Here is a 25,106-nt window from a genome sequence, read left to right on the forward strand (position 1 = left end):
AAGGGAGAGACCGCATGCATGACGAAGCCGTAAGGAATGCGTTTCTCGTGCAGGCAAGAGCCTGCGACAGCCTCGGCTCGCCCTTTACCGCGCGGCTCTGCCGCACCATGGCAGCAAGGCTCGACCGCCATACCGAGGTGGGCGAGCGGATCTTGTCCTGGCCCGGCGATGTCGGCCCCTCGGGCGATTCCGTTCCCCTGCGGCTGGCGGGCGCCCTGCATGCGCTCGCCATCGAGGAAAAGATCGCGCCGCTTGCCGATATCCCGCCGGAAGACGAAGTAGCGCTCTGGCAGGCCTGCGGCAGCGCCCTGCGTTTTCATTCCGCCTTCATCCTCGAAAGGTTGAAATCACCGCCGCAGACCAACGAGGTTCGCCGTTCCGCCGTTCTGCTGCCGGGCTTTCTTTCGATTGCGGCACTGACCGGCAAGCCGCTGGTGCTTTCCGAAGTTGGAGCCAGCGCTGGCCTCAACCTGCAATTCGACCGTTACCGATATCACCTCGGCGATCTCGCCTGGGGTGAGCAATCCGATGTTTTCCTGTCACCGGAATGGCGCGGCGACACACCCGCCCATGAGCGGATCGAGGTTATCGAGCGCGCCGGCTGCGATCTCAACCCGCTCGACCCGTCATCCGCCGAAGATCGCCTGCGGCTGATGTCCTATGTCTGGGCCGACCAGACAGACAGGCTGGAGCGAACCGCCGCCGCCCTGCGGATAGCGGTGGAACATGGTCTGCATGTCGAGAAGGCAGACGCGGTCGACTGGCTGAAACGCCGCCTTGCCACGCAATATCCGGGCGCCACCCACGTCGTCTATCACTCAGTCGCCTGGCAATATCTGCCCGATGGATTGAAACAGGCCGGCGAGGATGTGATTGCCGAAGCCGGAACCCGCGCCACGTCGGATGCCCCGCTTGCCCGGCTGCAAATGGAAGCGGATGCGACGCCGGGCGGTGCCGCCATTACCCTGCAGATCTGGCCGACCGGCGAGAAACAGGAAATCGGCCGGGCCGATTTCCATGGGCGATGGGTGGAATGGCGAGACTGGATGGCGGGTTAAACCGCCACGTCCTCAGCCGCCTCCTGCAGCAGCCCGCCGACATATTCCGCAAAGGAGCGCCAGCATTCCACCCGGAACGTATCGTCCGCCGTGCGCAGCAGCACCACTTCCGCCTTGCCGAAAACGGTGCGCGAGCACGCGCCGACCGGGAACTTTGCGAGAGAAAGATCCTGCGGGCAGCCGGCATTGAGTGCCGCTTCCGCACCGGCACCGGAGACGATGACGGCCGTATTGCGGTGGGAAACATCGGTTGCAGAAAACAGGCCGGAAACGCCGGCGAGAGCCGCCATCAGGTTGCTCTCGCCCTGATCGATCACCAGCCATTCATCCGGGCCGAGCCACAAAGCGGACCGCAGGCCCGAGGTGACGGAGCTTTTCGGGCGGGCCGGCAGGGCTAGACCGAGCGCTTCCGAAAGTGCCGGCAGGGCGCTTTCCCGGGCGCGCAGCGAGAGCCGCGAGGCGGAAGCAGCGGGTTTCAGCGAAACGAAGGGAGAGCCGCCGTGAAAATCCTCGAGCACGGATTTGCGTTTTGCGTGAAGTTTGTCAGCCATTGAGACGGGCTCCTTCCTTGTCGAGGAAGACCATGTCGGTCACTTCGACGGCAATGGTTTTATCGGCGAGCGGAATATAGAGCGTTTCGCCCATGCGCGCCCTGCCATCCGCCACCAGCGCGAAAGCGATGGAATGGCCGAGATTTTCCGACCAGTAGGCGGAGGTGACATGGCCGAGCATGGTCATGGGTTTCGGCTGGTTTGGATCGACAACGATCTGGCCGCCCTCGTCCGGAACGGTCAGCCGGTCTTTCGTCTTCAGGCCGACAAGCTGTTTGCGGCCGGAGCGCGTGAGATCGGGGCGTTTCAGACCGCGAATGCCGACGAAATCCGTCTTCTTCTTGGAAACGGCCCAGGCAAGCCCGGCATCGTCAGGCGTCACCGTGCCGTCCGTATCCTGCCCGACGATGATATAGCCCTTTTCCGCACGCAGGATATGCATGGTCTCGGTGCCATAAAGGCAGCCGCCGACGGCTTCCGCCCTTTCGCGGATCGCCGACCAGACGGCTGCGCCATAATCGGCCGGAACGTTGATTTCGAAACCGAGTTCGCCGGTGAATGACACGCGGAAGAGCCGTGTCGGCACGCCGCAGAAGGTGCCTTCGGCCACCGCCATATGCGGGAAGGCTTCCGGAGAGAGATCGATGCCCTCGACGAAGGGAGCGATAACCTCGCGCGCCTTCGGCCCCTGCACGGCAATCACGGCCCATTGTTCGGTGGCCGAGGTGAGCCAAACATTGAGATCGGGGAATTCGGTCTGGAGATAATCTTCCATATGCTGGAGAACGCGCGGCGCACCGCCCGTGGTCGTCGTCACGTGGAAACGGTCTTCGGCAAGGCGGCCGACGACGCCGTCGTCGTAAACGAAGCCGTCTTCGCGGGTCATGATGCCGTAACGGCAGCGGCCGGGTTTCAGCGTGTCCCAGGCATTGGTGTAGATGAGGTTCAGGAACTTCGCCGCATCAGGGCCGACCACCTCGATCTTGCCGAGTGTGGAGGCATCGAACACGCCGACGCTTGTCCGAACCGTCTTGCATTCGCGGTTGATCGCCTCATGCATGTCCTCGCCCGCCCGCGGGAAGAACCAGGCGCGTTTCCAGTTGCCAACATCCTCGAACACCGCACCGGCCGCAAGCTCTTCCTCGTGCATCGGCGTCTTGCGGGCCGGATCGAACAGCGCGCCGCGCGAATGGTTGATGAGCGTGCCGAAGGTGACCGGCGTATAGGGCTGGCGGAAGGTGGTGAGACCGACCTTGGGCAAATCCCGGCCGAGCGCCTCCGATGCGATGGCAAGGCCGTGCATATTGGACATCTTGCCCTGATCGGACGCCATGCCATTGGTGGTGAAGCGCTTTATATGCTCGACGGAATGCATGCCTTCGCGCACGGCGAGGCGGATATCCTTGGCGCAGACATCGTGCTGGAAATCGATGAAGGCCTTGACGCCGGTGCCCTCACCCGCGCCTTCGGCCGTACCGATCATGCCGCCTGTCCAGGTCCGCGCATTCTCACCGGAAAACTCCACGCCGCCGCCACCGGCAGCCGCAGCCTCGGCAATCAGCGCGGAAAGATCGTCCGTGCCGTTGCAGGCGCCGATGGAAACACCGTTCTGCACATGGATATCCGGCAGGAAACGCTGGTTAGCCGCGTCAAACTTCAGTTTGCCGCGCGATTGCGAGAAGAGATGCACCGAAGGCGTCCAGCCGGCCGAAACCACAAGCGCATCGATGGCGATCTTGCGCTTGTTGGAGCCGCCATTGCGGCCAACGGTCATCGAGGAGACGCGCAGGCGGCCGGCGGTGTTGTAAACGCTATGGCCCGCCAGCACTTCGATGCCGAGCGCCCGCGCCTCATCCAGCAGGCGCTGATCCGGGTTCTCGCGGCAATCGACGATGGCGGCGATTTTCACCCCGGCCTTTTTCAGATCGAAGGCCGTCTCATAGGCCGAATCATGGGCGGTGTAGACCCCGACATTTTGGCCCACGGCGACGCCGTAATGGTTGAGATAGGTGCGTGCGGCCGAGGCCAGCATGATGCCGGGGCGGTCATTATTGGCAAAGACCATGTGGCGTTCGATCGCACCCGCCGCCAGCACGACCTTTTTGGCGCGCACCTGCCACAGCCGCTCACGCGGCTGGTGTCTGGCGGGCGTGGCGAGATGATCGGTCACCCGCTCGGCCAGCGCCACGAAATTGTGGTTGTAATAACCAAAAGCGGTGGTGCGGGTCAGAACCCGCACATTGGGCAGGGACTTCAGTTCGGCAAGAACCTTCTGCGCCCATTCGTAACCGGGCAGACCGTCGATGACCGTGCCAGTGTCGAAACGCAGCGTGCCGCCGACCTCCGCATTTTCATCGACCAGAATGACGCTGGCGCCGGTTTTCGCGGCAGCAAGCGCCGCCGTCAGACCGGCAACGCCGGCGCCGGCCACCAGCACGTCGCAATGGGCATAACGACCGGAATAATGATCCGCATCCGGCTCGCTCGGCGCCTTGCCGAGACCGGCGGCGCGGCGGATCAGCGGTTCGTAAATCCTGTGCCAGGCGGCCTTCGGCCACATGAAGGTCTTATAATAAAAACCGGCCGCGAACATCGGCGAAAGGAGATCGTTGATGGCGCTCAGATCGAAGGACAGCGACGGGAAACGGTTCTGCGAGGCGATGATCGCGCCGTCGAACACTTCCTGCACCGTGGCGCGCACATTGGGCTGCTTGCGCAGGCTGTCGCGGGAAACGTCGATCAGCGCATTCGGCTCTTCCGGCCCGGCGGAAAGGAAGCCGCGCGGCCGGTGATATTTGAACGAGCGGCCGATCAGATGCACGCCATTGGCCAGAAGCGCGGAGGCGACCGTGTCCCCCTCCAGCGCCTGATAAATCTTGCCATCGAAGGTGAAGCGCGCGGTTCTGGCCGGGGTGAGACGACCGGCCCCCTTGATACGATAATCGCCACTCATTGCCCGGCTCCCTTTTCTGCGGAAAGGACCGTCTCAGTATCGGGTTTCGGCTCACCCGCCTTGTAGGTCATCAGGAATTTGTCGCTGACCGAATCGCGGGCGGCGTTGAAGAAGCGGCCGCAGCCGTGAATGTGACGCCAGCGCTCAAAAACGAGGCCCTTGTCATTGTCGCGAATGAAGAAATATTCGGCGAAGGCCTCGTCGGAAATATCGGCGATGTTTTCCGGCCGGGCGATATGGGCTTCGCCCGCCCAGCGGAATTCCAGTTCGGAACGGTCTTCCCCGCAATAGGGGCAATGGATCAGAAGCATCGTCGCTCCACCTAGAGAGAATTTTCCGGAAGCGCTGTTCCGGCGGGTTGGTCACACAGCCGCTTTCCCATGGCTACGAAAGGGGAAAGCCGCTTTAAAAGCTGCTCGAAATTATCGAAAGGGCGTAGCGCCGAGGCCCGGCCCATATTGACGATGGCAACCGCCATCATGTCGGTGTCGATTGCGAAGGGGTAATCCTGCTCGCCATCCTCCTTCTCGCCGACAAAATAAACCATCTTGTTCGCGAGACTCGGAGCGCAGAGAAGCAGGCCTTTTTCCGCCATGAATGGCCAGTCTTTCTCACCCTGCATCTTCGCAATCTTCTGGCTGCGAAAATCCCTGGCCTCCGGAATGACGCTGCCGACGGGCACGGCCAAGGCCGCGCCTGATATGGTGATCGCAAGCATGGCCGCCGCCAGCATCAATGTGCCACCGCGGCAGCGGCAGCCTCATCGATAAGACGGCCGGTACGGAATCGGTCGAGCGTCAGCCCCGCCGCCAGACGATGCGGTTCACCCCGCGCGATGAGATGCGCGAAAAGATTGGCCGAACCCGGCGTCGCCTTGAAGCCGCCCGTGCCCCAGCCGCAATTGACGAAGAGGTTCTGCACCGGCGTCACGCTCTGGATCGCCGAGCGGTCGGGCGTATTGTCGGTAATGCCGCCCCATTGGCGCATCATCTTGACGCGGCGGAAGATCGGGAAAAGCTCGCAGATCGCGTCGAGCGTGTGGGTGATGATCTGCAGGCCGCCGGTCTGGGAATAGGAGTTATATTGATCGGTGCCCGCGCCGATGACCAGCTCGCCCTTGTCGGATTGCGAAATATAGGCGTGGACCGTGTTGGACATCACCACGCAGGGGAAAATCGGCTTCAGCGGCTCCGAAACCAGCGCCTGCAGCGGGTTGGAATGCAGCGGAACGCGCACATCCGCCATTTTCATGATGACGGAGGAATGACCGGCAGCGGAAACGCCGATCTTCTTCGCACCGATGAAACCGCGATTGGTCTCCACACCCGTCACCGCCCCGTCCGGCCCACGGCGAATGCCCGTAACCTCGCAGTTCTGGATGATGTGCACGCCGCGATCGGAAGCCGCGCGGGCATAACCCCAGGCCACCGCATCGTGGCGCGCCGTGCCGCCGCGGCGCTGGAGTGCTGCGCCATTGATCGGATACCGCGCATTGCCTGATATATCGAGCGGCGGGCAATAGGCTTTCGCCTGCTCCGGCGTCAGCCACTCATTGTCTATGCCGTAAAGACGGTTGGCATTGATATGGCGGCTGAAGGACTGCCGGTCATGAATATTGTGCGACAGCATCATCACGCCACGCGCCGAATACATGACGTTGTAATTGAGATCCTGGCTCAGGCCTTCCCACAATTTCAGGGAATGCTCGTAAATATCCATGCTCTCTTCATAGAGATAGTTGGAGCGGATGATGGTGGTGTTGCGGCCGGTATTGCCGCCGCCAAGCCAGCCTTTTTCCAGAACTGCGACATTGGTAATGCCGTGTTCCTTGGCAAGATAATAGGCAGCTCCCAGCCCGTGGCCGCCGCCGCCGATGATGATGACATCGTAATCCTTGCGCGGCTCGGGCGAGGCCCATTGCGCATCCCACCCCTTATGACCCCTGAGCGCCTCACGCGCCACGGCAAAAACGGAATATTTGCGCATTCGCAATCTGCTCCTCAAGAACCGGCCAGAGGCCGGAAACATGGCTCCGGCCCTTATCATACACATGGCAAATCGGGATGGGAGGCAATATCCATTTTGCGACGCCGCAATGATTTTGTTTCGACATCGCAGGCAGAAATCCGGACAAGCCGCATTTTGCTGGGTGATTATGCGCTACCGGCTGGACTTGCTGCAAATGATCTGTTATTGCACGTCACCAATCGCCCGGCTCGACAGCCGAACGAACGATTTTTCATTTGCGTGCGAATGCCTTATTCACATAGCAAATTAACCAAACCAAAGGAACGGGATTCACGTGCAGGTACTAGTCCGCGACAATAACGTTGATCAGGCGCTCCGCGCCCTGAAGAAAAAGATGCAGCGCGAAGGCATTTTCCGTGAAATGAAAATGCGCGATTACTACGAAAAGCCCTCCCAGAAGCGCGCTCGCGAAAAGGCTGAAGCCGTTCGCCGCGTTCGCAAGCTGGCACGCAAGCGTGCACAGCGCGAAGGTCTGGTTGCAGGCCCCCGCGCAGGCCGTTAATAGGCCGTCTTTTGGACGTTTTTGAATGCTTGTTGGGCGGGGGCGATCAATTCGCCGCCGCTCTTTGTGTTTGTGGCCGGAGAACGCTCTTGAAAACGACCGTGAGACCGGCCTGCGAGGGAACCCACACCGAATGATCGCTGTCGACGCCTGTGTTGTGAAAAACTCCGATGCCTCCACGCGCCGGGTGCCATTGAAAAACAACAGAGGGTTCCGCGCTTCTCTGGTCGTCTGTACCGTCCTTGCCGGTCTTTCCGGCTGCGCGACATCCAACCAGACGGAAGATGTGTTCAGGATCGACCGTGCCCAGGGTTCGCAGGAAAACATCGCCTCGCTCACCTCGGTCATCAACGCCAATCCGCAGGATCCAGAAGGCTATAACGTCCGTGGTTCGGCTTACGGCCGCGCCGGCGATTCGCGCCGCGCCATCGAGGATTTCAACAAGGCGCTGCAGCTCAACCCGCGCTTTTATCAGGCCTATGCCAACCGCGCGCTGGTCTATCGCAACTCCGGGCAGCAGCAGCAGGCCCTGCAGGACTACAACGCCGCCCTGCAGATCAATCCGAGCTACGATGTAGCGCTGATCGGCCGCGGCAATCTTTACCGCCAGTCCGGGCGTGTGAACGAAGCCTTCAACGATTTCTCACGCGCCATCGAGCTTGAAACCACCGACGGACGCGCCTGGCACAATCGCGGCCTGATCTACCAGCTGCGCAACCAGCATGCCCAGGCCATCGAGGACTTCTCCAAGGCAATCTCGCTGTCGTCGACCTCGCCGGAACCCTATAACGGCCGCGGCCTTTCCTATGTCGCCTTGAACGACGATGAAAACGCCTTCGCCGATTTCAACCACGCCATTTCTCTGGATGGCAATGTGGCGGAATCCTGGGCCAACCAGGCGCTTGTTTATGAGCGTCGCGGCGAGATGGCCAAGGCCGCCAAGTCCTATGGCCATGCGGCCCGGCTCGACCCGAAATACAAGCCCGCACTCGACGGCGTTGCCCGCACACGCGGCGCCGGCGCTTCCTGATCAAACGGGCATGAACAAAAAAGCCGGCAGGTTTGATACCTGCCGGCTTTTTTTATGGAAAACGCTGAGGCCTCAATGGCTGTCGCGGCGCGCCTCTGGCGTGGCGTCGCCCGCCCACAATTCCGCCTGCACGGCGTTTTGAAATTCCATGACCTCGCGCCGCATGGCGGCGTCCTCATAGCCAAGCGCCATCAGACGAGCAGCCAGCTCACGGCACTCCCTGCGCCAGAAATCATTCGCCTCCACACCATGCAGCCGGTCGAGCATGGTTGCACATCTTTTTACGTCGGCAATACGGTTCTTTGCCGGAAAGGCGATTACTTCTGAACTCGTTGTCACGCGGGCACCTTGCTCTTGCTGAGGAATCAATACCGACTTTTTAAAGGCGAGATGGTTAACGAAGTCTGCAGAGGGCGTAAGACAGCCAACAATGGCCGCAAGAGAACGATTTTACGCCTCTCAAAAGCAGAAAATCGCCTGGTAAGGCAGCCCCGATTGGGGGAAGTCATCGATTACCGAGGAATTTACCAATCAAGATTACCGAAATTTCATGCCGCAACCGTTAGAAGAAGTATATGTGTGTTGAAACAGCACCGGTCTCATCGTATATTTCTTGCAAAGAAGAAAAATGCCGCAGCGCAGTCAAAAATGGAGAAATCGTTCTCGGGAGGAGAGCACCATGTATGCACCTCGTGTTTTTTTCAGCATGATCGGTGCATTGCTTACCTTTGCGGTTGCGACATATTTCATCCACGGCTCGTTCTATACGGCGTTCATCCAGACCTTCATCTGCGCGGTCATTCTGCAAGTCGGTTATTTTGTTGGGATTCTCGTTCTGGTCGCCCGGGAAAAGCGGCGCATGCGCGAAACCTTCGCGCGGGATCGTGGCGCCGAGGCAATGCAGGCGGACGCCGTAAAAAGCCCGCCGCCGCACGGTGCAAAACTGACCGATATGTGAGCTTTCACGCAGCTTCATTTATTGCGTCGCAAAAAAATCGCTTGCATCCATACCCGTGACACTTTCTGCTGGCCAAATCCTGACGGTTGGTCAAAGCAGAAGGACAATACATGGTGAGCGGTTCACAGCCCATTTGCGTCATCATCGCTGCGAAAAATGCATCCGAAACAATCGATATCGCCATACGTTCCGCCCTTGTGGAGCCGGAGGTCGGCGAAGTCGTGGTGATCGACGATGGTTCCACCGACACGACGAGCGATGTGGCGCATGCGGCGGATGACGGCACGGGACGTCTGCGGGTCGTGCGATTCGAGGTCAATCGAGGCCCTTCGGCTGCGCGCAACCACGCCATCTCGATTTCATCGGCGCCACTCATCAGCGTTCTCGATGCGGACGACTTCTTTTTCAGGGGCCGTTTCGCCGCCATGCTGGCCGATGACGACTGGGATTTGGTGGCCGACAATATCGCCTTCATCCAGCAATCGGTCCCCGGCGCATCCTCCATGCAGCCGGCCCGCTTCGAACCGCAGGCACGATTTCTGTCGCTGACGGAATTCGTGGAAGGCAATATTTCCAGGCCCGGCGTCGAACGCGGAGAAACCGGGTTTCTGAAGCCGGTCATACGCCGCGCTTTTCTCGACAAACATGCACTGCGTTACGATGACGGCCTGCGGCTCGGTGAAGATTACGAGCTTTACGTGCGGGCGCTGGCCGCCGGCGCGCGCTACAAGGTCATCCGTCATTGCGGTTACGGCGCGATCGTGCGCGGCAACTCGCTGAGCGGCCGCCACCGCACCGAAGATCTTCGCCGCTTATATGAGGCGGACAAGGCCATTCTCGCCGGCTGCCGGCTTTCGGCAGAGGAAACGGCGATCCTGCGCGAACACGAAAAACACATCCGCGCCAAATTCGAGCTTCGCCATTTTCTCGATGCGAAAAAGCAGAAGGGAATGGGCGGCGCGCTGAGCCATGCCCTTGCGCGGCTCCCCGCCCTGCCCGCCATCACGCGCGGCATCTGGAGCGACAAGACCGCCCGATTCCGTAAATCGCCACCGGTGCGGGATGTGCGTTATCTGCTGGACGGTACGCCGGTTTCGTAGGGGAAAAGGCGACCTCCGCCAATTTCTCGCCGTCATCCTCGGGCTTGGCTTGTCCCGAGGATCTACTGACGTATCGTATGATCGGTCGGTTGCAGATGCTCGGGACAGGCCCGAGCATGACGATAGAGACCCTAGAGGATGGCATCCCCAAGCGAAGGCGGCAGAAAATTCTCTGCCGCATCCACTCTTCGCCCTCAGAGATAATCCCGCTTCACCGTTTCCAGAACGGCGGCGAAACGCTCCTTGCGCTCTTCCAGCCGGCCATCCGGGCTGAGACGCGGCTCCGCGCGGCTTGCCTGCCAGAGCGCCAGTGTGGAAGGCGCGGCCAGCACCTGCTTGGCCAATTTGCGCAATGACCGGGGCTGCGTTTCCTGCGGCCGCACCAGCACGTCACCCTCATGCGCCGGGCCTTCATGCGCCGGAACGGAACCGGCCTCGGCAATGACGGGGCCGGGCGGCGGCGGGAAGCTCATGCCCCAGAAGCGCGAGCCCTTTTTCGCCGCCTCGGCGCGGGTCGAAACCGGCACATAGCGCGGCTGATATTCGACACCCACGCTGCCGGCCCAGTCGCTCCATTTGAAGCTGTTGATCGACGGCGAGGTGCTGACCGCCACCCATGGCACGCGGAAGGCATCGGCAAGGATTGCGCCATGCATGGATTCGGCCACGATGAATTCCGACTGGGCGATGGCGCGGATCACCGCTTTCGCCTCGCCGCGCGGGTCGAGATAGGTCAGTCCCGCCGGTTCGCAGACGGTTTCCCACATGCCGAATTCCGCCGATTCCCAGTGCGGAACGAAGGTCTTTTTGTAGAGCTTCGGCAGGCCTTTGAAATCGGGCATCTCGGTGACCATAACGGCCGGGTCGACAATGCCCTTTTCGGGCGCGAGCCCGAGCTTGGCGGCGGTTTTTTCGCCGCGCACGCAGCGAATATCCCAGAACTCGGTGCTGGTATCCGGCACAGCGCCATAACCATAACCGCTGCCGATCACCAGCTTGCGCTGCTTTGCGGGCAAAAGAACGTCGTTCAGCACGGTACCGACGCCGACGAGCATGACATCGTCATGCACATCGCGCAGGCCCGGAAGCAGAAAATCCCACAGCCACAGGTTGAGGTCGTCACCGAAATTTCCGTGATGAGATTCCCAGTGGTAAGGTTTCATGAGGTCACTCCTGGGTGAAAAAACATATAAATTCTTGCGGGCGAGAATTCGCTCATCGCGAGCGGACGATTTTTCCAGCACCGAGCTCGAAAGCGGCGCGCAGCAGTGCCGGATCGCGCATCGCCCATTTCAGGAGCAGCCCGAATTCGGGCGCCTTGCGCCGTTTCAGATTGCCCGCCTGGCTCCACAGCGCCTGTTTGCGCGCCGTGTTTTTATAGGAAGCGATGGAGGCGACATCGTCCGGCCGGCGTGAAAAACGCCCCTCCAGCGTATCGAGCGCCACCCAGGTATTGAACTGCTGGCGCAGGAATTCCGGCGAGGTATTGTCGATGCTGTGGAAGATATTGACCCCCATTCCGCGCATCGCGCCAGCGTCGTCACAGAGCAGTGTCCGCTTCGATGCCAGGATGGAATCGCAGAAAAACAGCACGTCTTCCGCCGCCAGACGAAGCGCCGGGTCAAAGCGGATTTTCTCAAAAAGAGGACGGCCGATCACCATGCAGGAGAGATGCAGGAAGCTCCAGTTGCGCAGCATCACACTTGCCAGATCCGGCAGTTCGATCACCAGCGGCCTCTCGGAAAGCCTTGCCGCACCCTCATTCTTCTCCAGCTCGGAAATGGCGAAATGATAATAAAATTCGTCACTTGCCTGCATGGATGCCCAGTAGCACTCGCCGCCATAGGTCTGAAGCGCAAAGGCCGCATTCTGCAGATGATCGGGTGCCCAGATATCGTCGGAATCAAGAAAGGCGACATAGTCGGTGCCGTCAGGCACATTGTCCAGACCGGTGTTGCGAGCGCCGCCAGGGCCGGCATTGGCCTGTTTAATGACGAGAATCCGGTCTTTCTCACCCTGCGAAAGTTCCGCAAGTTCCTGATCGATCGGGTATGGCGATTCGTCATCGACGATGACAAGATCGAAATCCTGGTAGGTCTGCGCAAAAACCGATGCGAGTGCACGTCCCAGAACACCGTGCTGCTTTTGGTAGTAGGGAATGACGACAGTAAATCTTGCCATTGTTTCGCCCCTTGCGTTGATCAAGAAGTGTCGGGCCCGATCCTAAAAGCGGCCCCGATGGTATCGGCAACTCCCAACCGGCTTCCTCCCGCCGGCCTCCAGAAACAGGATGCTTGTATGCCCCCAGCGCCAAATGTAAAGACCATCACCACGAATGTCGGCTGGAGCGTTTTATCAAAAACAGGGACATTCGGGCTTAAATTTGTCACGGTCCCAATTCTCGCAAGACTGCTTTCCCCGGAGGAATTCGGGGTGGTTGCGGTAGGACTAACGGTTGTACAGTTTCTGACCATGATCGCCGGCGCGGGGCTCACCTCTGCCCTGATCGTCGAAAAGGAAGAGGATATGGAAACGATCCATACCGTCTTCTGGGCCAATCTTGCCATCTCCTGCACCATGGCCGCCGTCCTCTACATCTTCGCGGAATTTTTCGGCCGGCTGCTGGGCGCGGTGGAAAGCGCTTACCTGCTGCGCATCATGGCGTTCCTCATTCCGCTGCAGCTTGCCGGCGATGTCGCCTATTCGCTGCTGGCGCGACGGATGAATTTCAGCAAGGACGCGCTGTGGAGCATGGCGTCGGAAAGCATTGCGGCCATCGTCGCGGTCGCGCTCGCCTTCATGGGCTTCGGCGTCTGGGCGCTGATCATCCAGCTTTTTGCCGCGGCCTTCATCCGGCTTGTCGGGCTTTATGCCGTTTCCCGCTATTGCCCGCGTTTCGTCATGAAACCGCGCCGGCTGGTGCCGCTTCTCGGCTTCAGCTCGGGGCTGATGGGCTCGGAAATCGCCAATTTCGTCACCTTCCAGTCGCCGATGGTGGTCATTGCCCGGCATCTTGGGCTGGCGGATGCCGGCGCCTATTCCGCCTCCAACCGCTTTGCCAGCATTCCCAACCAGGTGGTTCTGTCAGCCGTCATGGGTGTCCTGTTTCCCGCCTTCAGCCGTATGATGGACGACCCGCAACGCCGGCGCGATGCGCTGATGTTCAGTACGCAGGTGCTGACCGTGCTCCTGGCACCGATGATGTTCGGCCTCTGGGCCGTGGCGGAGCCGGCCATGCTTGTCATCTTCGGGCAGAACTGGGCCTATGCCTGGCCGGTCCTCGGTCTGCTCGCCCTGTCCAAGGCCATTTTGACGCCGTGCAGCACCTTCATCCCGTATTTGAAGGGAGCAGGTTACGGCCGCGTGCTGTTCTGGTCGGCAACGATCCGCGCCATCGTCACCACCGTCGCGGTCTGGCTTGCCGCGCTTTATGGAACCCTGATCGACGCGATGGTGTGGCTCTGCATCGTCAATGCGGTAACGCTGGTCGCCTATTCCTGGGCGGTGTTCAAGGCAAGCGATACGCCCTTCTTCCGCGGCCTTTATGTCAGCAGCCGGCCGATGATCGCGGCGCTGGTGATGGCCGTTTCGGTGCGTTATCTGCTTCACCTTCTGGCTGAGCGCGTTCCCAATGCCACGCTTCAGGTTCTCATCGGCGCTGCCGTCGGCGGTGTCATCTATGCGGTGCTGATCCTGCTGACCGAACGGGCGCTGCTCGGGAAAATTCTCGGAATGGTCAAATCGCGGCGTATGCGGGATACCGCAACTCAGGGTTAGTTCAACCGCAGAAAAACGCGCCTCATTTCCGCCGTTAACCGGCCTTTTCCGCGGTGATTTTCCTCACCGCGGCAGGGCGGGATGGCGGTTCTTTTTGCAGCGCAATATCACGACAAATGACAATTTCACACGGTTGGGCGATTTTTAACGATGGCCATATTTATAAAAATTCCAGTAATTTCAGATATTTGAATTTTTACAGCGACAGGAATGACCGGAACGCCAGACATTCACCCGCAAAATCTAAGCTTGTGTTTTTCCCGCGTCGCCACATTTTATCCCAAAGTCGAAACCAGACTTTCCAGTGCGGGCTTAAGTTCGCTCTGGTTGCAACGCGGCGTGGGTGGACGCCGCCCAATAGGGGTGACTGATGTGACTGTCGATCAGAACCTATCCTCCCGTATCAATTTGATGCGCATATTGCTGATCTCCGGGATCGTGTTCGTCCATGTGCCGCACGATGCCGAAACCAGCCCTTTTCTCGGCCTTTACGGCTTCTTCGACTGGCTGCGGGTTTTTCTGGGCGATGCGCTGTTTCGCATCGGCGTGCCCTGTCTCAGCGCCATTTCCGGTTACCTGCTGTTTCGCCGCGGCATGAGCGGTTTCGATTATCCGGCGACGATCCGCTCCAAGTCGAAAACCGTGCTGCTGCCCTTCCTTCTGTGGAACGGCGCGCTGTTTGCGGCCGTATTGCTGATCCAGCTCTTCGATGTCGGCGTGGGGTATTTCCCCGATCTGTGGAATGCGAGCCCCCGTGAAATCATCAGCCACGGAACGGCGCTTGAGGAACTGCCGGTGAATGTGCCGCTTTATTTCCTGCGCGACCTTTTCGTCTGCATCCTGCTGTCGCCGGTGCTCGCCTTTCTGATGCGCCGTTTCGCCCTGCCGACGCTCGCCATTCTGCTCTTCATCACCGCCATGCCAGACCTGACGATTTTCATCGTCCAGAAGAAATCCATTCTTTTCAGCTTCTCGCTCGGCATTGCGCTCGCGCTTCATCGTATCGACGTCAAGGCGCTGGACCCCTATGCCGTGCCGATCATGGCGCTGACCTTTGCCGCCTCGGCCATATTGGCGACCGGACTTTATTTCACCGGCCCGGAATTCACCTTCTGGCTCAACATGTCGCGCAATCTGCTTGCCGTCTTCGGCGCGCTCGGTTTCTGGGCGTCTTCCGCCCTGTTGATCCGCAGTCGGCTTGGCCAGCGGCTTGCCGAAACCGGCAGCCTGAGCTTCTGGATTTTCTGCGCCCATTATCCGCTGCTCGTCATCATGTGGATGGTGTGGAACAAGGGCGGGCCGGATTTCTACCCCGCCTTCTATATCAGCGCGACGCTCTCCGCCTTCGTCATTCTGGTGATCAGCAATGCCCAGACCCGCAAATACCTGCCGGCCGTCTATGCCGTGCTGACCGGAAGCCGCAGCGGCAAAGGCAAGACGAAGGCCGACTTTGCGGCAAAACGGGCCGCCATGATCGGCCCGCCCACATCCGAAACGCTTTATTCGCAACGACAGAGGTGAACCAATGACAACATTTGTCACCCGCGTTCAGACACGCATTCTTCTCGCCGCAGCCCTTCTGGCCGCTCCCTTTGCGACGCCGGGCCACGCACAGGAAGGCAATGGCGCATCCTTCATCGAGAACTTCGATTCCATGGACAGAAGCTTCTGGTACGTGTCCGACGGCTGGAACAATGGTGCGCATCAGAACTGCACCTGGTCGAAGAAACTGGCGACGGTGGAAAACGGCCAGCTGACACTCGGTTTCGAAGAAGCCAAGGCCGGAGACCGCAAATTCGCCTGCGGTGAAATCCAGACCAAGGGGCGTTATCGCTACGGCACCTATGAGGCACGCATGAAGGCCGCCACCGGCTCGGGCCTGAACTCCGCCTTCTTCACCTATATCGGCCCGACCGACAAGAAGCCGCACGATGAAATCGACTTCGAGGTTCTGGGCAAAAACACGGGCAAGGTGCAACTGAACCAGTATATTTCCGCCAAGGGCGGCAATGAGAAGCTGGTGCCGGTGGAAGGCGGAGCCGATGCCGGCTTCAACGATTACGCCTTCGTCTGGGAGCCGCAGCGCCTGCGTTATTACGTCAACGGCAAGCTCGTCCATGAAGTGACGGACGAGTCGAAAATTCCCCAGAATGCTCAGAAGATCTTCTTCAGCCTGTGGGGCACCGACACGCTGAAGGACTGGATGGGCCGGTTTTCTTATGCAGGACCATCGCAAATGATCGTTGACCGGTTTGCCTTCACGGCGCTCGGCGACAAATGCCAGTTTCCGGAATCCATCGCCTGCGCCCTCAACTGATTTTTTTGAACCAAACCGTCATCCGCGGCGTCTCTGACGCATGAACCAACCGGACCCTTGCATGACCCATGTTCTATATCTCGCGCATGATCTGTCGGACCCCGCCATTCGTCGGCGGGTGCTGACCCTGCTTGCGGGCGGGGCGCGGGTGACGCTGGCGGGTTTCCGGCGCGGACAGAACCGACTGGCGGAGATCGAAGGCGTCGTGCCGGTCGTACTCGGGGAAACCGCCGACGGGCAGTTTCTACAGCGCATGGCGGCGGTGGCGAAAGCCAGCCTTTCGCTCGGCAAGACATTGAGCGGCATCCCCGCCCCCGACGTCATTCTTGCCAGAAACCTGGAAATGCTGGCTCTGGCAAAGCGAGCCATGTCTATCTATGCCGGGCAGCCGGCGCTGGTTTATGAATGTCTCGACATTCACCGCCTGCTTCTCAACACGGGCAAGCCCGGACAGATGCTGAATGCCGCGCAGCGTTATTTCGCACGCAACGCAAAGCTGCTGATCACCAGCTCTCCGGCCTTTGTGGAGCATTATTTCAAGCCCGTGTCGGGCCTCGACCTTCCCCTCCTGCTGCAGGAAAACAAGGTGCTGGCGCTCGACGCCACCGTTGCCGCCACGCCGCAGCCACGCGCCCCCGCCCCCGGCGAACCGTGGAAAATCGGCTGGTTCGGCGCGCTTCGTTGCCGCAAGTCGCTGGAAATCCTTGCCGAATTTGCCCGTCGAATGGAGGGCAAGGTAGAAATCATCCTGCGCGGCCGGCCGGCCTATTCGGAATTTGCCGATTTCGACGGCTTCGTGGCCGCCGCCCCGCATGTGCATTTCCATGGGCCTTACAAGAACCCCGAAGACCTTGCCGCCATCTATAACGAGGTGCAGTTCACCTGGGCGATAGACTTTTTCGAGGAAGGCCAGAATTCCAGCTGGCTGCTGCCCAACCGGCTTTACGAGGGCTGCCTTTATGGCACCCTGCCGATTGCACTTGCCGGCACGGAAACCGCCCGCTTCATCGAAAAGCGCGATATCGGCTTTATCCTGCAAAATGCGGGCGCTGGCGATCTCGCCGCACTGTTTAATCGGATGAACCCGCAAACCTATGCGGATGCCTTCAACACCCTCTCGGCACTCGACAGGAAACAATGGCTGACCGACCGCGACGATTGCCGTCTGCTGGTGCAGCAATTGTCCTCTCTCGCCAAATCCGCTTCCGGCCATGCCCGTGAAGCGCAGTTTTCACCCGTGTAGTGCGTAGGGGGTAAATCATGGAAGGTCTTGGTCATTCCGGCATCAGAACGCTGATCGTCATTCCCTGCCTCAATGAGGCGAAGACGATCGAGGGGCTGCTTGTCAAATTCACCGGCGCGATGCAGGGGCGTCTTTTCCGCATCGTGGTTGCCGATGGCGGCAGCACGGATGGAACCCCCAATATCGTTTCCGCCTTCGCGGCGGCGGATGACCGCGTGACGCTTCTTCCCAATCCGAAGCGCATCCAGAGCGCCGGCATCAATCTTGCCGTCGCCACCTTCGGCGAGGATTTCGACTACCTCATCCGCATCGACGCCCATGGCGATTATCCCGATGATTATTGCCAGCGGCTGATCGAGGATGCCGAGCGCACCGGCGCGGATTCCGTCGTCGTCGCCATGGATACGGTCGGCCACGGCCTGTTTCAGAAGGCGACGGCCATCGCCCAGAATTCCAAGCTCGGCAATGGCGGCTCCAAGCACCGCGAAGGCGCGAAAGGCCACTGGATAGACCATGGCCACCACGCGCTGATGCGGATCGCCGCTTTCGACGCGGTCGGCGGTTATGATGAAAGCTTCAGCCATAATGAGGATGCCGAGCTGGATTTTCGCTTGCGCAAATCCGGTTTCCGCATCTGGATGACCGACAAGACCCGCATGACCTATTATCCGCGCGCGAGCGTCATGCCGCTCTTCAGGCAATATCTCGCCTATGGCCGCGGCCGGGCGAAGAACCTCCTGAAACATCGCTCGATCCCGAAAATCCGCCAGATGATCCCGCTCGCCGTACTGCCGGTTTTCATCCTCGCGCTGCTGTCGCTTGTGCATTGGGCGGCACTTATTCCGCTCGGCCTCTGGATCGCCGCATGTGTGGGTTATGGCTTGTGGATGGCAATAGGTCAGAAAAACCCATACGGCCCGCTCGCCGCCTTTTCGGCGATGGTGATGCATCTGGCCTGGTCCACCGGCTTCTGGCTGGAGCTCCTGAAATTCCGGGGAAGAAAGGCTGTCTCATGACCGACAACACCGTCACCCGCACAGATGATTCGAAAACCGTCGATATCGGCATCTGCACCTACAGACGCCCGGCACTTATCGCCACACTTCTGTCACTCTTCGAGCTGGAGGCGCCGGAAGGCGTGAGAGTTCGGCTGATTGTTGCCGATAATGACGAGGAGCCAAGCGCCAGGGCGAGCGTCGATCGCCTGCGCGAAACCGCCCCCTTCGAGATCACCTATGTGCATTGCCCGAAATCGAATATTTCGATTGCCCGCAATGCCTGCCTGTCGGAATGCAAGGCGGATTATCTGGCCTTTATCGACGATGACGAGACCGCCCCGCCGCATTGGCTCTCCGCCCTTCTGGAAAAGGCCGACGAGACCGGCGCGGAAGCCGTCCTCGGCCCGGTGACGGCGGTTTACCGGGACAATGCGCCGGGCTGGATGAAACGCGGCGATTTCCACTCGACCGTTCCGGTCTGGGTCAATGGCGAGATCATCACCGGCTATACCTGCAACACATTGCTCAAGATGGATGCGCCCTCAGTGAAGGGTCGGCGCTTCGCGCTGGCGCTCGGCCAGAGCGGTGGCGAAGACACCCATTTCTTCTCGCATCTTCACGCCGCCGGCGGCCGCATCGTTTTTGCAGAAGACGCCATGCTGTCCGAACCGGTGCCGGAAAATCGCGCAAGCTTCATGTGGCTTGCCAAACGCCGCTTCCGCTCCGGCCAGACCCACGGCCGCGTGCTGGCGGACAGGAAACCCGGTATACGCCGCGTGGTGCAGGTGCTGAAAGCGGGATCGAAGGTGCTGTATTGCGCCGTCTTCGCCGCCTTGAACGGTTTCAACGCCGTGCGCCGCAACCGTTATGCGTTGCGTGGCGCATTGCATATGGGCTCGATGAGTGGCGCTTTCGGCGTGCGTGAAATCCGCCAGTATGGCGCGGTGGAGGCGATCTGATGGAGAACCTTGCCTCGCCGCCGGATATCAGCTTCGTCATCGCCGCCTATAATGCCGCCGATACGATTGAAGCCGCCATTCAAAGCGCACTCGACCAGCAGGGTGTGACGCTGGAAGTGATCGTCGTCGACGACCGCTCCGCCGATGACACCATTGCGCTCGTGGAAGGTATCGCCATCATCGATCCGCGCGTCCGCCTGCTTGCTCTTGCCGAAAACCTCGGTCCGGGCGGTGCACGCAATGCCGGCATCGAAGCCGCGACCGGACGCTGGATCGCTGTGCTCGATTCCGACGATGTCATTCGCCCGGAGCGCTCCGCCTGCATGATGTGCCGGGCGGAAGCCGCCAATGCGGCGATTGCGGTCGATAATCTCGATGTCGTCTATACCGACGGCAGGGCCACGGAGACGATGTTTCCGGAAGAATTTCTGGAGGAACGGCCGGTTCTCACGCTCGAGGATTTCATTTCCTCCAACATCCTGTTCCGCGCCACCTTCAATTTCGGCTATATGAAACCGATGTTCCGGCGCGATTTCCTGAATGTCGAGGGACTGCGTTTTCGCGAGGATATCCGCATCGGCGAGGATTATATCCTGCTCGCCTCGGCGCTCGCCGCCGGCGGTCTCTGCGTCATCGAACCGAAGCCGGGTTATGTCTACAATATCCGCGAAGGCTCGATTTCGCGCGTGCTCGAACTGCACCACGTCGAAGCGATGATGCGGGCGGATCAGGAATTCCTGAGCCATTACACTTTGCTGCCCGCCGCCATGGATGCGCAGCAGGCGAGAGCCCGCAGCCTGCGGCTGGCGCATAATTTTTTGACATTGGTGGAAAACATCAAGAGCCGCTCGGTACTCGGCGCCTTGAAGACCACGATAAGGGATCCTGCCGTGCTGGGGCACTTAAGAATGCCGATAGCGGTGCGGCTGAGGAGGCTGCGGGACGCCATGTTTGCGCCCGCAGCGAATACAGGGGTGAAAAGACAGATTTCGTGAAAGTGACGCGTGGACGAAATCTGCGCGGGGACTGGGGACAGATCAAACCTTGATGAAGGAGAACGCGATGGACCTGAACAAAACTGTCAGAAAAGCCGTCATTCCCGTAGCTGGCAACGGCACACGGTTTTTGCCCGCCACCAAGGCGATGCCGAAGGAAATGCTGACGATCGTGGATCGTCCGGTCGTGCAATATGCCGTTGACGAGGCCATGCAGGCGGGCATCGAGCACATTATTTTCGTGACGAGCCGCAACAAGACCGCCATCGAGGACTATTTCGACAGCGCGCCGGAACTCATCAATACGCTCACCCGCTCCGGCAAGACCGTGCAGGTATTGCAGCTTGAAAAGATGCTGCCGGTTGCCGGCACCGTCAGCTATACGCGCCAGCAGGTGCCGCTCGGTCTCGGCCACGCCGTCTGGTGTGCGCGCGAACTGGTGGGCAAGGAGCCTTTCGCCCTGCTTCTGCCTGACATGGTGTCCTATGGCGCACGCGGCTGCATCGCCGGGCTGATGGAGCTTTACGATGAAGTCGGCGGCAATATTCTCGGCGTCGAGGAATGCCTGCCGGAAGAAGTCTCGTCCTATGGCGTCGTCGGCGTCGGCCAGAAGGTCAATCACGGCTTCGCCGTCACCGAAATGGTCGAAAAGCCGGAACCATCCAAGGCGCCTTCGAATTATTACCTGAATGGCCGTTACATCCTGCAGCCGGAAATCTTCGATATTCTCGCCAAACAGGAACGTGGCGCGGGCAATGAAATCCAGCTGACCGACGGCATGAAGCGGCTTGCCGAAAAGCAGTCTTTCCATGCGCAGAAATATAGCGGCCGCACTTTCGACTGCGGCAGCAAGCAGGGCTTCATCGCCGCCAACGTCGCCTTTTCGCTGATGCGCGCCGACATGGAAGCCCAGGTTCTCGCTTCGGTGAAGGAACTGGTGGCGAACCACGAAAGCCGCGTCCAGGCGGCCTGACTTTAATCGCGCCGCCGGGGGAGGCGGCCGGCGCACCAATAACGGGAGGCGGGAAGGCGAGCATTTGTTCGGCTTCCCGCGTACCAATTTAATTCACAAGGTAGGTCCATGCACCACAAGACCTTTAAATCCAACATCGGTTTTCCGGAGTCCGGCAAGGATTCCGATACGTTCATCGACCTCGACCGCCTGTGGGCCGCCGTGGTGCGTCGTGCCAATGTCATTGCCGCTTCGGTCATCGCCGCCGTGGTTCTGGCCGGCCTTTATCTGGTGCTTGCGACCCCCGTTTACACCGCGATGACGCAGGTGCTCCTGGATGAAAGCCTTTCCCGTTATGCGGAAGAGGAATCGCCGGTACCCGCCGCGCAGATCGTCGACAACCGCATCGCCAGCGCCGTGGAAATTTTGAAATCCAAGGAAATGGCGCTGACGGTGGTCGACAAGGCCAGGCTCGATGAGAACGACACCATCGTCAATCCGCCGATGTCGCCGGTCGAACTCGTCAAATCCTCCGTGCGCGGCATTCTCGATCTCGTCCTGCCGGGCGATCCGCCGGTCTCCGAAGCCGCAATCCGCGCCGGACGCCGCGAAAAGGCCGCCGCCGTTCTGCAGCAGTCGCTGACGGTTGAACGTGTCGGCCGCAGCTCGGTCATCGCCATCTCCACCCGCTCGACCGACCGCCAGCTTGCCGCGCAGATCGCCAAAACCTATGCCCAAGCTTACCTTACCGAACAGCTGAACGCCAATTTCGACGCCAGCGAGCGCGCCTCGGTATGGTTGCAGGAACGCATGACGGACCTCAACCAGCGCGCCCAGGCGGCTGAACTGGCTGTGCAGAAATTCAAATCGGACAACAACATCGTCTCCTCGCGCGGCGAGCTGATGTCCGAAGGCCAGCTTGCCGACCTGAACGGCCAGCTGATCGCCGCGCAGGCCGATGCCGCGACGGCCTCTGCCCGTTACAACCAGTATAAATCGATCATCGACCGCGGACCGGATGCGGCCGTCGACAATGCCGTCGTTTCCGCCCGTGACACCGACAATTCGGTCATTCAGGATCTGCGCAAACGCTACATCACCATTTCCGACCGGCAGCAGGGCATCGTCCAGCAATTCGGCGCCGACCATCCGCAGGCGGTTGCGCTGGACGCCGAGAAGAAAGAGGTTTCGCGGCAGATCTATCAGGAACTGCAGCAGCTTACCGGCAGCCTGAAGAACGAATACGACGTCACCAATTCCCGCGTACAGTCGCTGCGCGACAATATCGACCGGGTGGCAGGCCGCAATTCTGAAGCCAACATCACCATGGTCCAGCTGCGCGAACTCGAGCAGCGGGCAACGGCGCTGCGCACCCTCTACCAGTCCTATCTCGGCCGCTTCGAGGAGGCTTCGCAGAAGCAGTCGCTGCCCATCGCCAAGGCGCGCATCATTTCCGAAGCGGGCCTGCCGACATCGCCTTCCAGCCCGAAAAAGACCATGACCATGGCGCTTTCGGTCGTTCTCGGCCTGATGCTCGGCGGCGGTATCGCAGCGCTTCTCGAGTTCCGGGATCGCTTCTTCCACACCGGCAATGACGTGCGTGACAATCTGCGCATGCGTTTTCTCGGTTATCTGCCCTTCATCGGTGAAAGGGGCGTCGAAAACGCCAAGGCGGGCAACAGCGCCGCCACCCCCGGCGGCGAGAACGCGACGCTTGACGAAAGCGGGCAGGTCTCGTTCCAGAAAATGCTGCGCCTTGCCGTCGACAGCCCGCGTTCCAGCTTTGCGGAAACGCTGCGCAACGTGAAACTCACGGCAGATGTCGTCATTCAGGAGCGCCAGTGCCGGGTCATCGGCGTCATTTCCTGCCTGCCGAACGAAGGCAAGTCGGTCGTGGCGCTCAATCTCGCCGGGCTGATCGCCTCCACCGGCAAGCGCACGCTGGTGGTGGATGCTGATATCCGCAATCCCGGCCTCAGCCGCATGTTGACGACACGGCAATCCGCCGGCCTCGTCGAAGTGGTGCTCGATGAAGTTCCATGGACGCAGGCGGTGAAGGTGGATACGCGCACGAAAATGGGCATCCTGCCGGTTTCCACCAGCAACCAGTTCGCCCATTCGAGCGAGCTGCTCTCCTCCTCCGGCATGCGCAAGTTCATCGACTCCGCGCGCGAGGCCTGCGATTACATCATCGTCGACCTTGCACCCGTGGTTCCCGTCATCGACGCCAAGGCCTTTGCGCCGCAGGTGGACGGTTTCGTCTTCGTAACCGAATGGGGCAAGACGCCGATCCAGATGGTGCAGAACCTGATGGCCAACGAACCGCAGATCGCCAACAAGACGCTCGGCATCGTGCTGAACAAGACCGACATGACGGAATTGCAGCGTTATGCCGGCCCCGGCGGTTCGGAGCATTATCACGAGAAATTCTCGGCCTATTACGGCGATGCGAAGCCGCCGGTAAAGGAAGATGCCTGATCGTGAAGATTTAACAGGCCGGTTGCATCTACACTCCGTCACCCCGGCCCCGAGCCGGGGTACAGCCAGCCCAAGTCGTTGGGCTGAAAAGAAGTCTTGGCGCCGCGCAGACGCGCGGCGGCTGGATGCCGGATCTAGTCCGGCATGACGGAAGAATCACAAATTCCCCCATTACACCCATGGTATTGCCCGCCGAAATTACGCATTGATGGCGTAAAGCTAAAATCGCAAGCAGGATCAGTCCCATGCCATCACCCATCGCCTTTGTTTCACGGATGAATGCGGAAACGGAAGCCGTCTGGAAACAGGCGCTGCGCGCCGCAATGCCCCAGGAAGAAATCCTTTCCTTCGCCGAATTGACAGGCGAACAGCGCCGGGCAGTGGATTTCGCCATCGTCGCAAATCCCGATCCGGCCGATATCGCGGCACTTCCGGGCCTCAAATGGATCCACAGCCTGTGGGCGGGTGTCGAGCGGCTGGTGCTGGAACTGGGCGATAAGGCACCCCCCATCGTTCGGCTGAAGGACCCGGAGCTTTCCCGCGTGATGGCCGAAGCCGTGCTGGCATGGACCTATTATCTGCAGCGCGACATGCCCGCCTATCGCGAAAACCAAAAAAAGGCGCTCTGGCAGGAGCTGGACTATCGCCACCCCGGTGAGATGACCGTCGGTCTCCTCGGCCTCGGAGCCCTCGGCACGGCTGCGGCGGAGCGCCTCACCCATGCCGGTTTCAACGTTGCAGGCTGGAGCCGTTCGGCCAAGGCGATAGAGGGCGTAGAAACGCTGACCGGCGATGCCGGGCTGCAGGCATTGCTGAAAAAGAGCGACATTCTCGTCTGCCTCGTGCCCCTTACCGACGCGACGCGCGGTCTTCTTGATGCCGGCAGCCTTGCCGCAATGAAACAGGGCGCGGCACTCATCAATTTCGCCCGCGGCGCGGTCATTGTCGCCGACGACCTGATTGCGGCGCTTGATTCCGGCGGGCTTTCGCACGCCGTTCTCGATGTCTTCGAGCAGGAGCCGCTGCCCGCCGCTTCCGCCTTCTGGCAACACCCCAGAGTTACCGTCCTGCCGCATATTTCCGCGCCGACAAGCCGGGAAAGTTCGGCCCGGATCGTCGCCGGCAATGTCCGCACATGGCGGGAAACGGGCGGGCTGCCGGAGACGGTCGACATGGCCCGCGGTTACTGAGCCGGCGGCAAGGCGGC

Annotated in this window: 23 protein-coding genes; 15 read left to right on the forward strand and 8 right to left on the reverse strand. The window is 60.3% G+C overall.

All coding sequences use genetic code 11. From position 1 onward, the window contains the following. The first annotated feature begins 14 nt into the window (after positions 1-14). On the forward strand, positions 15-1,058 hold the full coding sequence (locus tag ACQZ5G_RS16665; RefSeq protein ID WP_448738328.1) for a DUF2332 domain-containing protein: 1,044 nt from the start codon (positions 15-17) through the stop codon (positions 1,056-1,058). On the opposite strand, the gene ACQZ5G_RS16670 is transcribed toward ACQZ5G_RS16665, so the two are convergent. The 5 genes from ACQZ5G_RS16670 to ACQZ5G_RS16690 are packed head-to-tail and all read right to left on the reverse strand — an operon-like array spanning position 1,055 to position 6,548. Continuing rightward, positions 1,055-1,609: a sarcosine oxidase subunit gamma gene (locus ACQZ5G_RS16670; protein WP_003522144.1), complete on the reverse strand. Its 555-nt coding sequence runs from the start codon at positions 1,607-1,609 to the stop codon at positions 1,055-1,057. The genes ACQZ5G_RS16665 and ACQZ5G_RS16670 overlap by 4 nt on opposite strands. After that, positions 1,602-4,562, reverse strand: coding sequence for a sarcosine oxidase subunit alpha (locus tag ACQZ5G_RS16675; RefSeq protein WP_448738329.1), 2,961 nt, complete (start codon positions 4,560-4,562; stop codon positions 1,602-1,604). Before ACQZ5G_RS16675 ends, ACQZ5G_RS16670 begins: the two co-directional genes overlap by 8 nt. Then, entirely contained in the window at positions 4,559-4,873 is a 315-nt protein-coding gene (locus ACQZ5G_RS16680; protein WP_003508553.1) for a sarcosine oxidase subunit delta, read from the reverse strand. Before ACQZ5G_RS16680 ends, ACQZ5G_RS16675 begins: the two co-directional genes overlap by 4 nt. Positions 4,874-4,884: 11 nt before the next feature. After that, complete coding sequence (locus ACQZ5G_RS16685) at positions 4,885-5,295, reverse strand: hypothetical protein (protein WP_448738330.1); 411 nt, start codon at positions 5,293-5,295, stop codon at positions 4,885-4,887. After that, on the reverse strand, positions 5,295-6,548 hold the full coding sequence (locus ACQZ5G_RS16690; RefSeq protein ID WP_059756984.1) for a sarcosine oxidase subunit beta family protein: 1,254 nt from the start codon (positions 6,546-6,548) through the stop codon (positions 5,295-5,297). Before ACQZ5G_RS16690 ends, ACQZ5G_RS16685 begins: the two co-directional genes overlap by 1 nt. A 316-nt stretch (positions 6,549-6,864) precedes the next feature. Here ACQZ5G_RS16690 and rpsU point away from each other — a divergent pair, with 316 nt between their 5' ends. Next, positions 6,865-7,092 (forward strand): 30S ribosomal protein S21, encoded by a 228-nt coding sequence (gene rpsU, locus ACQZ5G_RS16695; RefSeq protein ID WP_003508541.1) that lies wholly within the window; start codon positions 6,865-6,867, stop codon positions 7,090-7,092. Positions 7,093-7,225: 133 nt separating this feature from the next. Continuing rightward, complete coding sequence (locus ACQZ5G_RS16700) at positions 7,226-8,122, forward strand: tetratricopeptide repeat protein (RefSeq protein WP_003508539.1); 897 nt, start codon at positions 7,226-7,228, stop codon at positions 8,120-8,122. Positions 8,123-8,194: 72 nt separating this feature from the next. Here the strand turns inward: ACQZ5G_RS16700 and ACQZ5G_RS16705 are convergent, their stop codons facing one another. Further along, positions 8,195-8,461, reverse strand: coding sequence for a DUF6074 family protein (locus ACQZ5G_RS16705; RefSeq protein ID WP_035239160.1), 267 nt, complete (start codon positions 8,459-8,461; stop codon positions 8,195-8,197). A gap of 340 nt (positions 8,462-8,801) precedes the next feature. On the opposite strand from ACQZ5G_RS16705, the gene ACQZ5G_RS16710 reads away from it, so the two are divergent. Then, positions 8,802-9,080: an exopolysaccharide production repressor protein gene (locus tag ACQZ5G_RS16710; RefSeq protein ID WP_448738455.1), complete on the forward strand. Its 279-nt coding sequence runs from the start codon at positions 8,802-8,804 to the stop codon at positions 9,078-9,080. A gap of 110 nt (positions 9,081-9,190) precedes the next feature. Further along, positions 9,191-10,180, forward strand: coding sequence for a glycosyltransferase family 2 protein (locus ACQZ5G_RS16715; protein WP_448738331.1), 990 nt, complete (start codon positions 9,191-9,193; stop codon positions 10,178-10,180). 194 nt (positions 10,181-10,374) lie between these two features. Here the strand turns inward: ACQZ5G_RS16715 and ACQZ5G_RS16720 are convergent, their stop codons facing one another. Further along, complete coding sequence (locus ACQZ5G_RS16720) at positions 10,375-11,343, reverse strand: polysaccharide pyruvyl transferase family protein (protein WP_269829367.1); 969 nt, start codon at positions 11,341-11,343, stop codon at positions 10,375-10,377. 52 nt (positions 11,344-11,395) lie between these two features. Continuing rightward, positions 11,396-12,361 carry a glycosyltransferase family A protein gene (locus tag ACQZ5G_RS16725; RefSeq protein ID WP_448738332.1) on the reverse strand — a complete coding sequence of 322 codons (966 nt, stop codon included), beginning with the start codon at positions 12,359-12,361 and terminating at the stop codon, positions 11,396-11,398. Between the two features lie 117 nt (positions 12,362-12,478). On the opposite strand from ACQZ5G_RS16725, the gene ACQZ5G_RS16730 reads away from it, so the two are divergent. The 10 genes from ACQZ5G_RS16730 (at position 12,479) to ACQZ5G_RS16775 (ending at position 25,089) form a co-directional block, all read left to right on the forward strand. Then, positions 12,479-13,957 (forward strand): lipopolysaccharide biosynthesis protein, encoded by a 1,479-nt coding sequence (locus ACQZ5G_RS16730; protein ID WP_448738333.1) that lies wholly within the window; start codon positions 12,479-12,481, stop codon positions 13,955-13,957. Positions 13,958-14,329: 372 nt separating this feature from the next. After that, a complete protein-coding gene (locus ACQZ5G_RS16735; protein WP_135398636.1) occupies positions 14,330-15,478 on the forward strand; it encodes an acyltransferase family protein in 1,149 nt (382 codons plus the stop codon). 4 nt (positions 15,479-15,482) lie between these two features. Further along, positions 15,483-16,274 carry an endo-1,3-1,4-beta-glycanase ExoK gene (exoK, locus tag ACQZ5G_RS16740; RefSeq protein ID WP_448738334.1) on the forward strand — a complete coding sequence of 264 codons (792 nt, stop codon included), beginning with the start codon at positions 15,483-15,485 and terminating at the stop codon, positions 16,272-16,274. A gap of 61 nt (positions 16,275-16,335) precedes the next feature. Next, positions 16,336-17,517, forward strand: coding sequence for a glycosyl transferase family 1 (locus tag ACQZ5G_RS16745; protein ID WP_448738335.1), 1,182 nt, complete (start codon positions 16,336-16,338; stop codon positions 17,515-17,517). A 17-nt stretch (positions 17,518-17,534) separates the two neighbouring features. Then, positions 17,535-18,533, forward strand: a complete 999-nt coding sequence (locus tag ACQZ5G_RS16750; protein ID WP_065657389.1) for a glycosyltransferase family 2 protein — start codon at positions 17,535-17,537, stop codon at positions 18,531-18,533. After that, positions 18,530-19,474 (forward strand): glycosyltransferase, encoded by a 945-nt coding sequence (locus ACQZ5G_RS16755; RefSeq protein ID WP_448738336.1) that lies wholly within the window; start codon positions 18,530-18,532, stop codon positions 19,472-19,474. Before ACQZ5G_RS16750 ends, ACQZ5G_RS16755 begins: the two co-directional genes overlap by 4 nt. Beyond that, positions 19,474-20,469 (forward strand): glycosyltransferase family 2 protein, encoded by a 996-nt coding sequence (locus ACQZ5G_RS16760; RefSeq protein WP_448738337.1) that lies wholly within the window; start codon positions 19,474-19,476, stop codon positions 20,467-20,469. Before ACQZ5G_RS16755 ends, ACQZ5G_RS16760 begins: the two co-directional genes overlap by 1 nt. 67 nt (positions 20,470-20,536) lie before the next feature. Further along, complete coding sequence (locus tag ACQZ5G_RS16765; protein WP_003522128.1) at positions 20,537-21,442, forward strand: UTP--glucose-1-phosphate uridylyltransferase; 906 nt, start codon at positions 20,537-20,539, stop codon at positions 21,440-21,442. Between the two features lie 108 nt (positions 21,443-21,550). Further along, entirely contained in the window at positions 21,551-23,899 is a 2,349-nt protein-coding gene (locus ACQZ5G_RS16770; RefSeq protein WP_059755898.1) for a polysaccharide biosynthesis tyrosine autokinase, read from the forward strand. A 245-nt stretch (positions 23,900-24,144) separates the two neighbouring features. After that, the gene (locus tag ACQZ5G_RS16775; protein WP_448738338.1) at positions 24,145-25,089 is read left to right on the forward strand and encodes a 2-hydroxyacid dehydrogenase; all 945 of its coding nucleotides are present in this window, start codon (positions 24,145-24,147) and stop codon (positions 25,087-25,089) included. Positions 25,090-25,106 lie beyond the last annotated feature (17 nt).

The sequence above is a fragment of the Agrobacterium sp. 22-214-1 genome, from assembly GCF_053522465.1.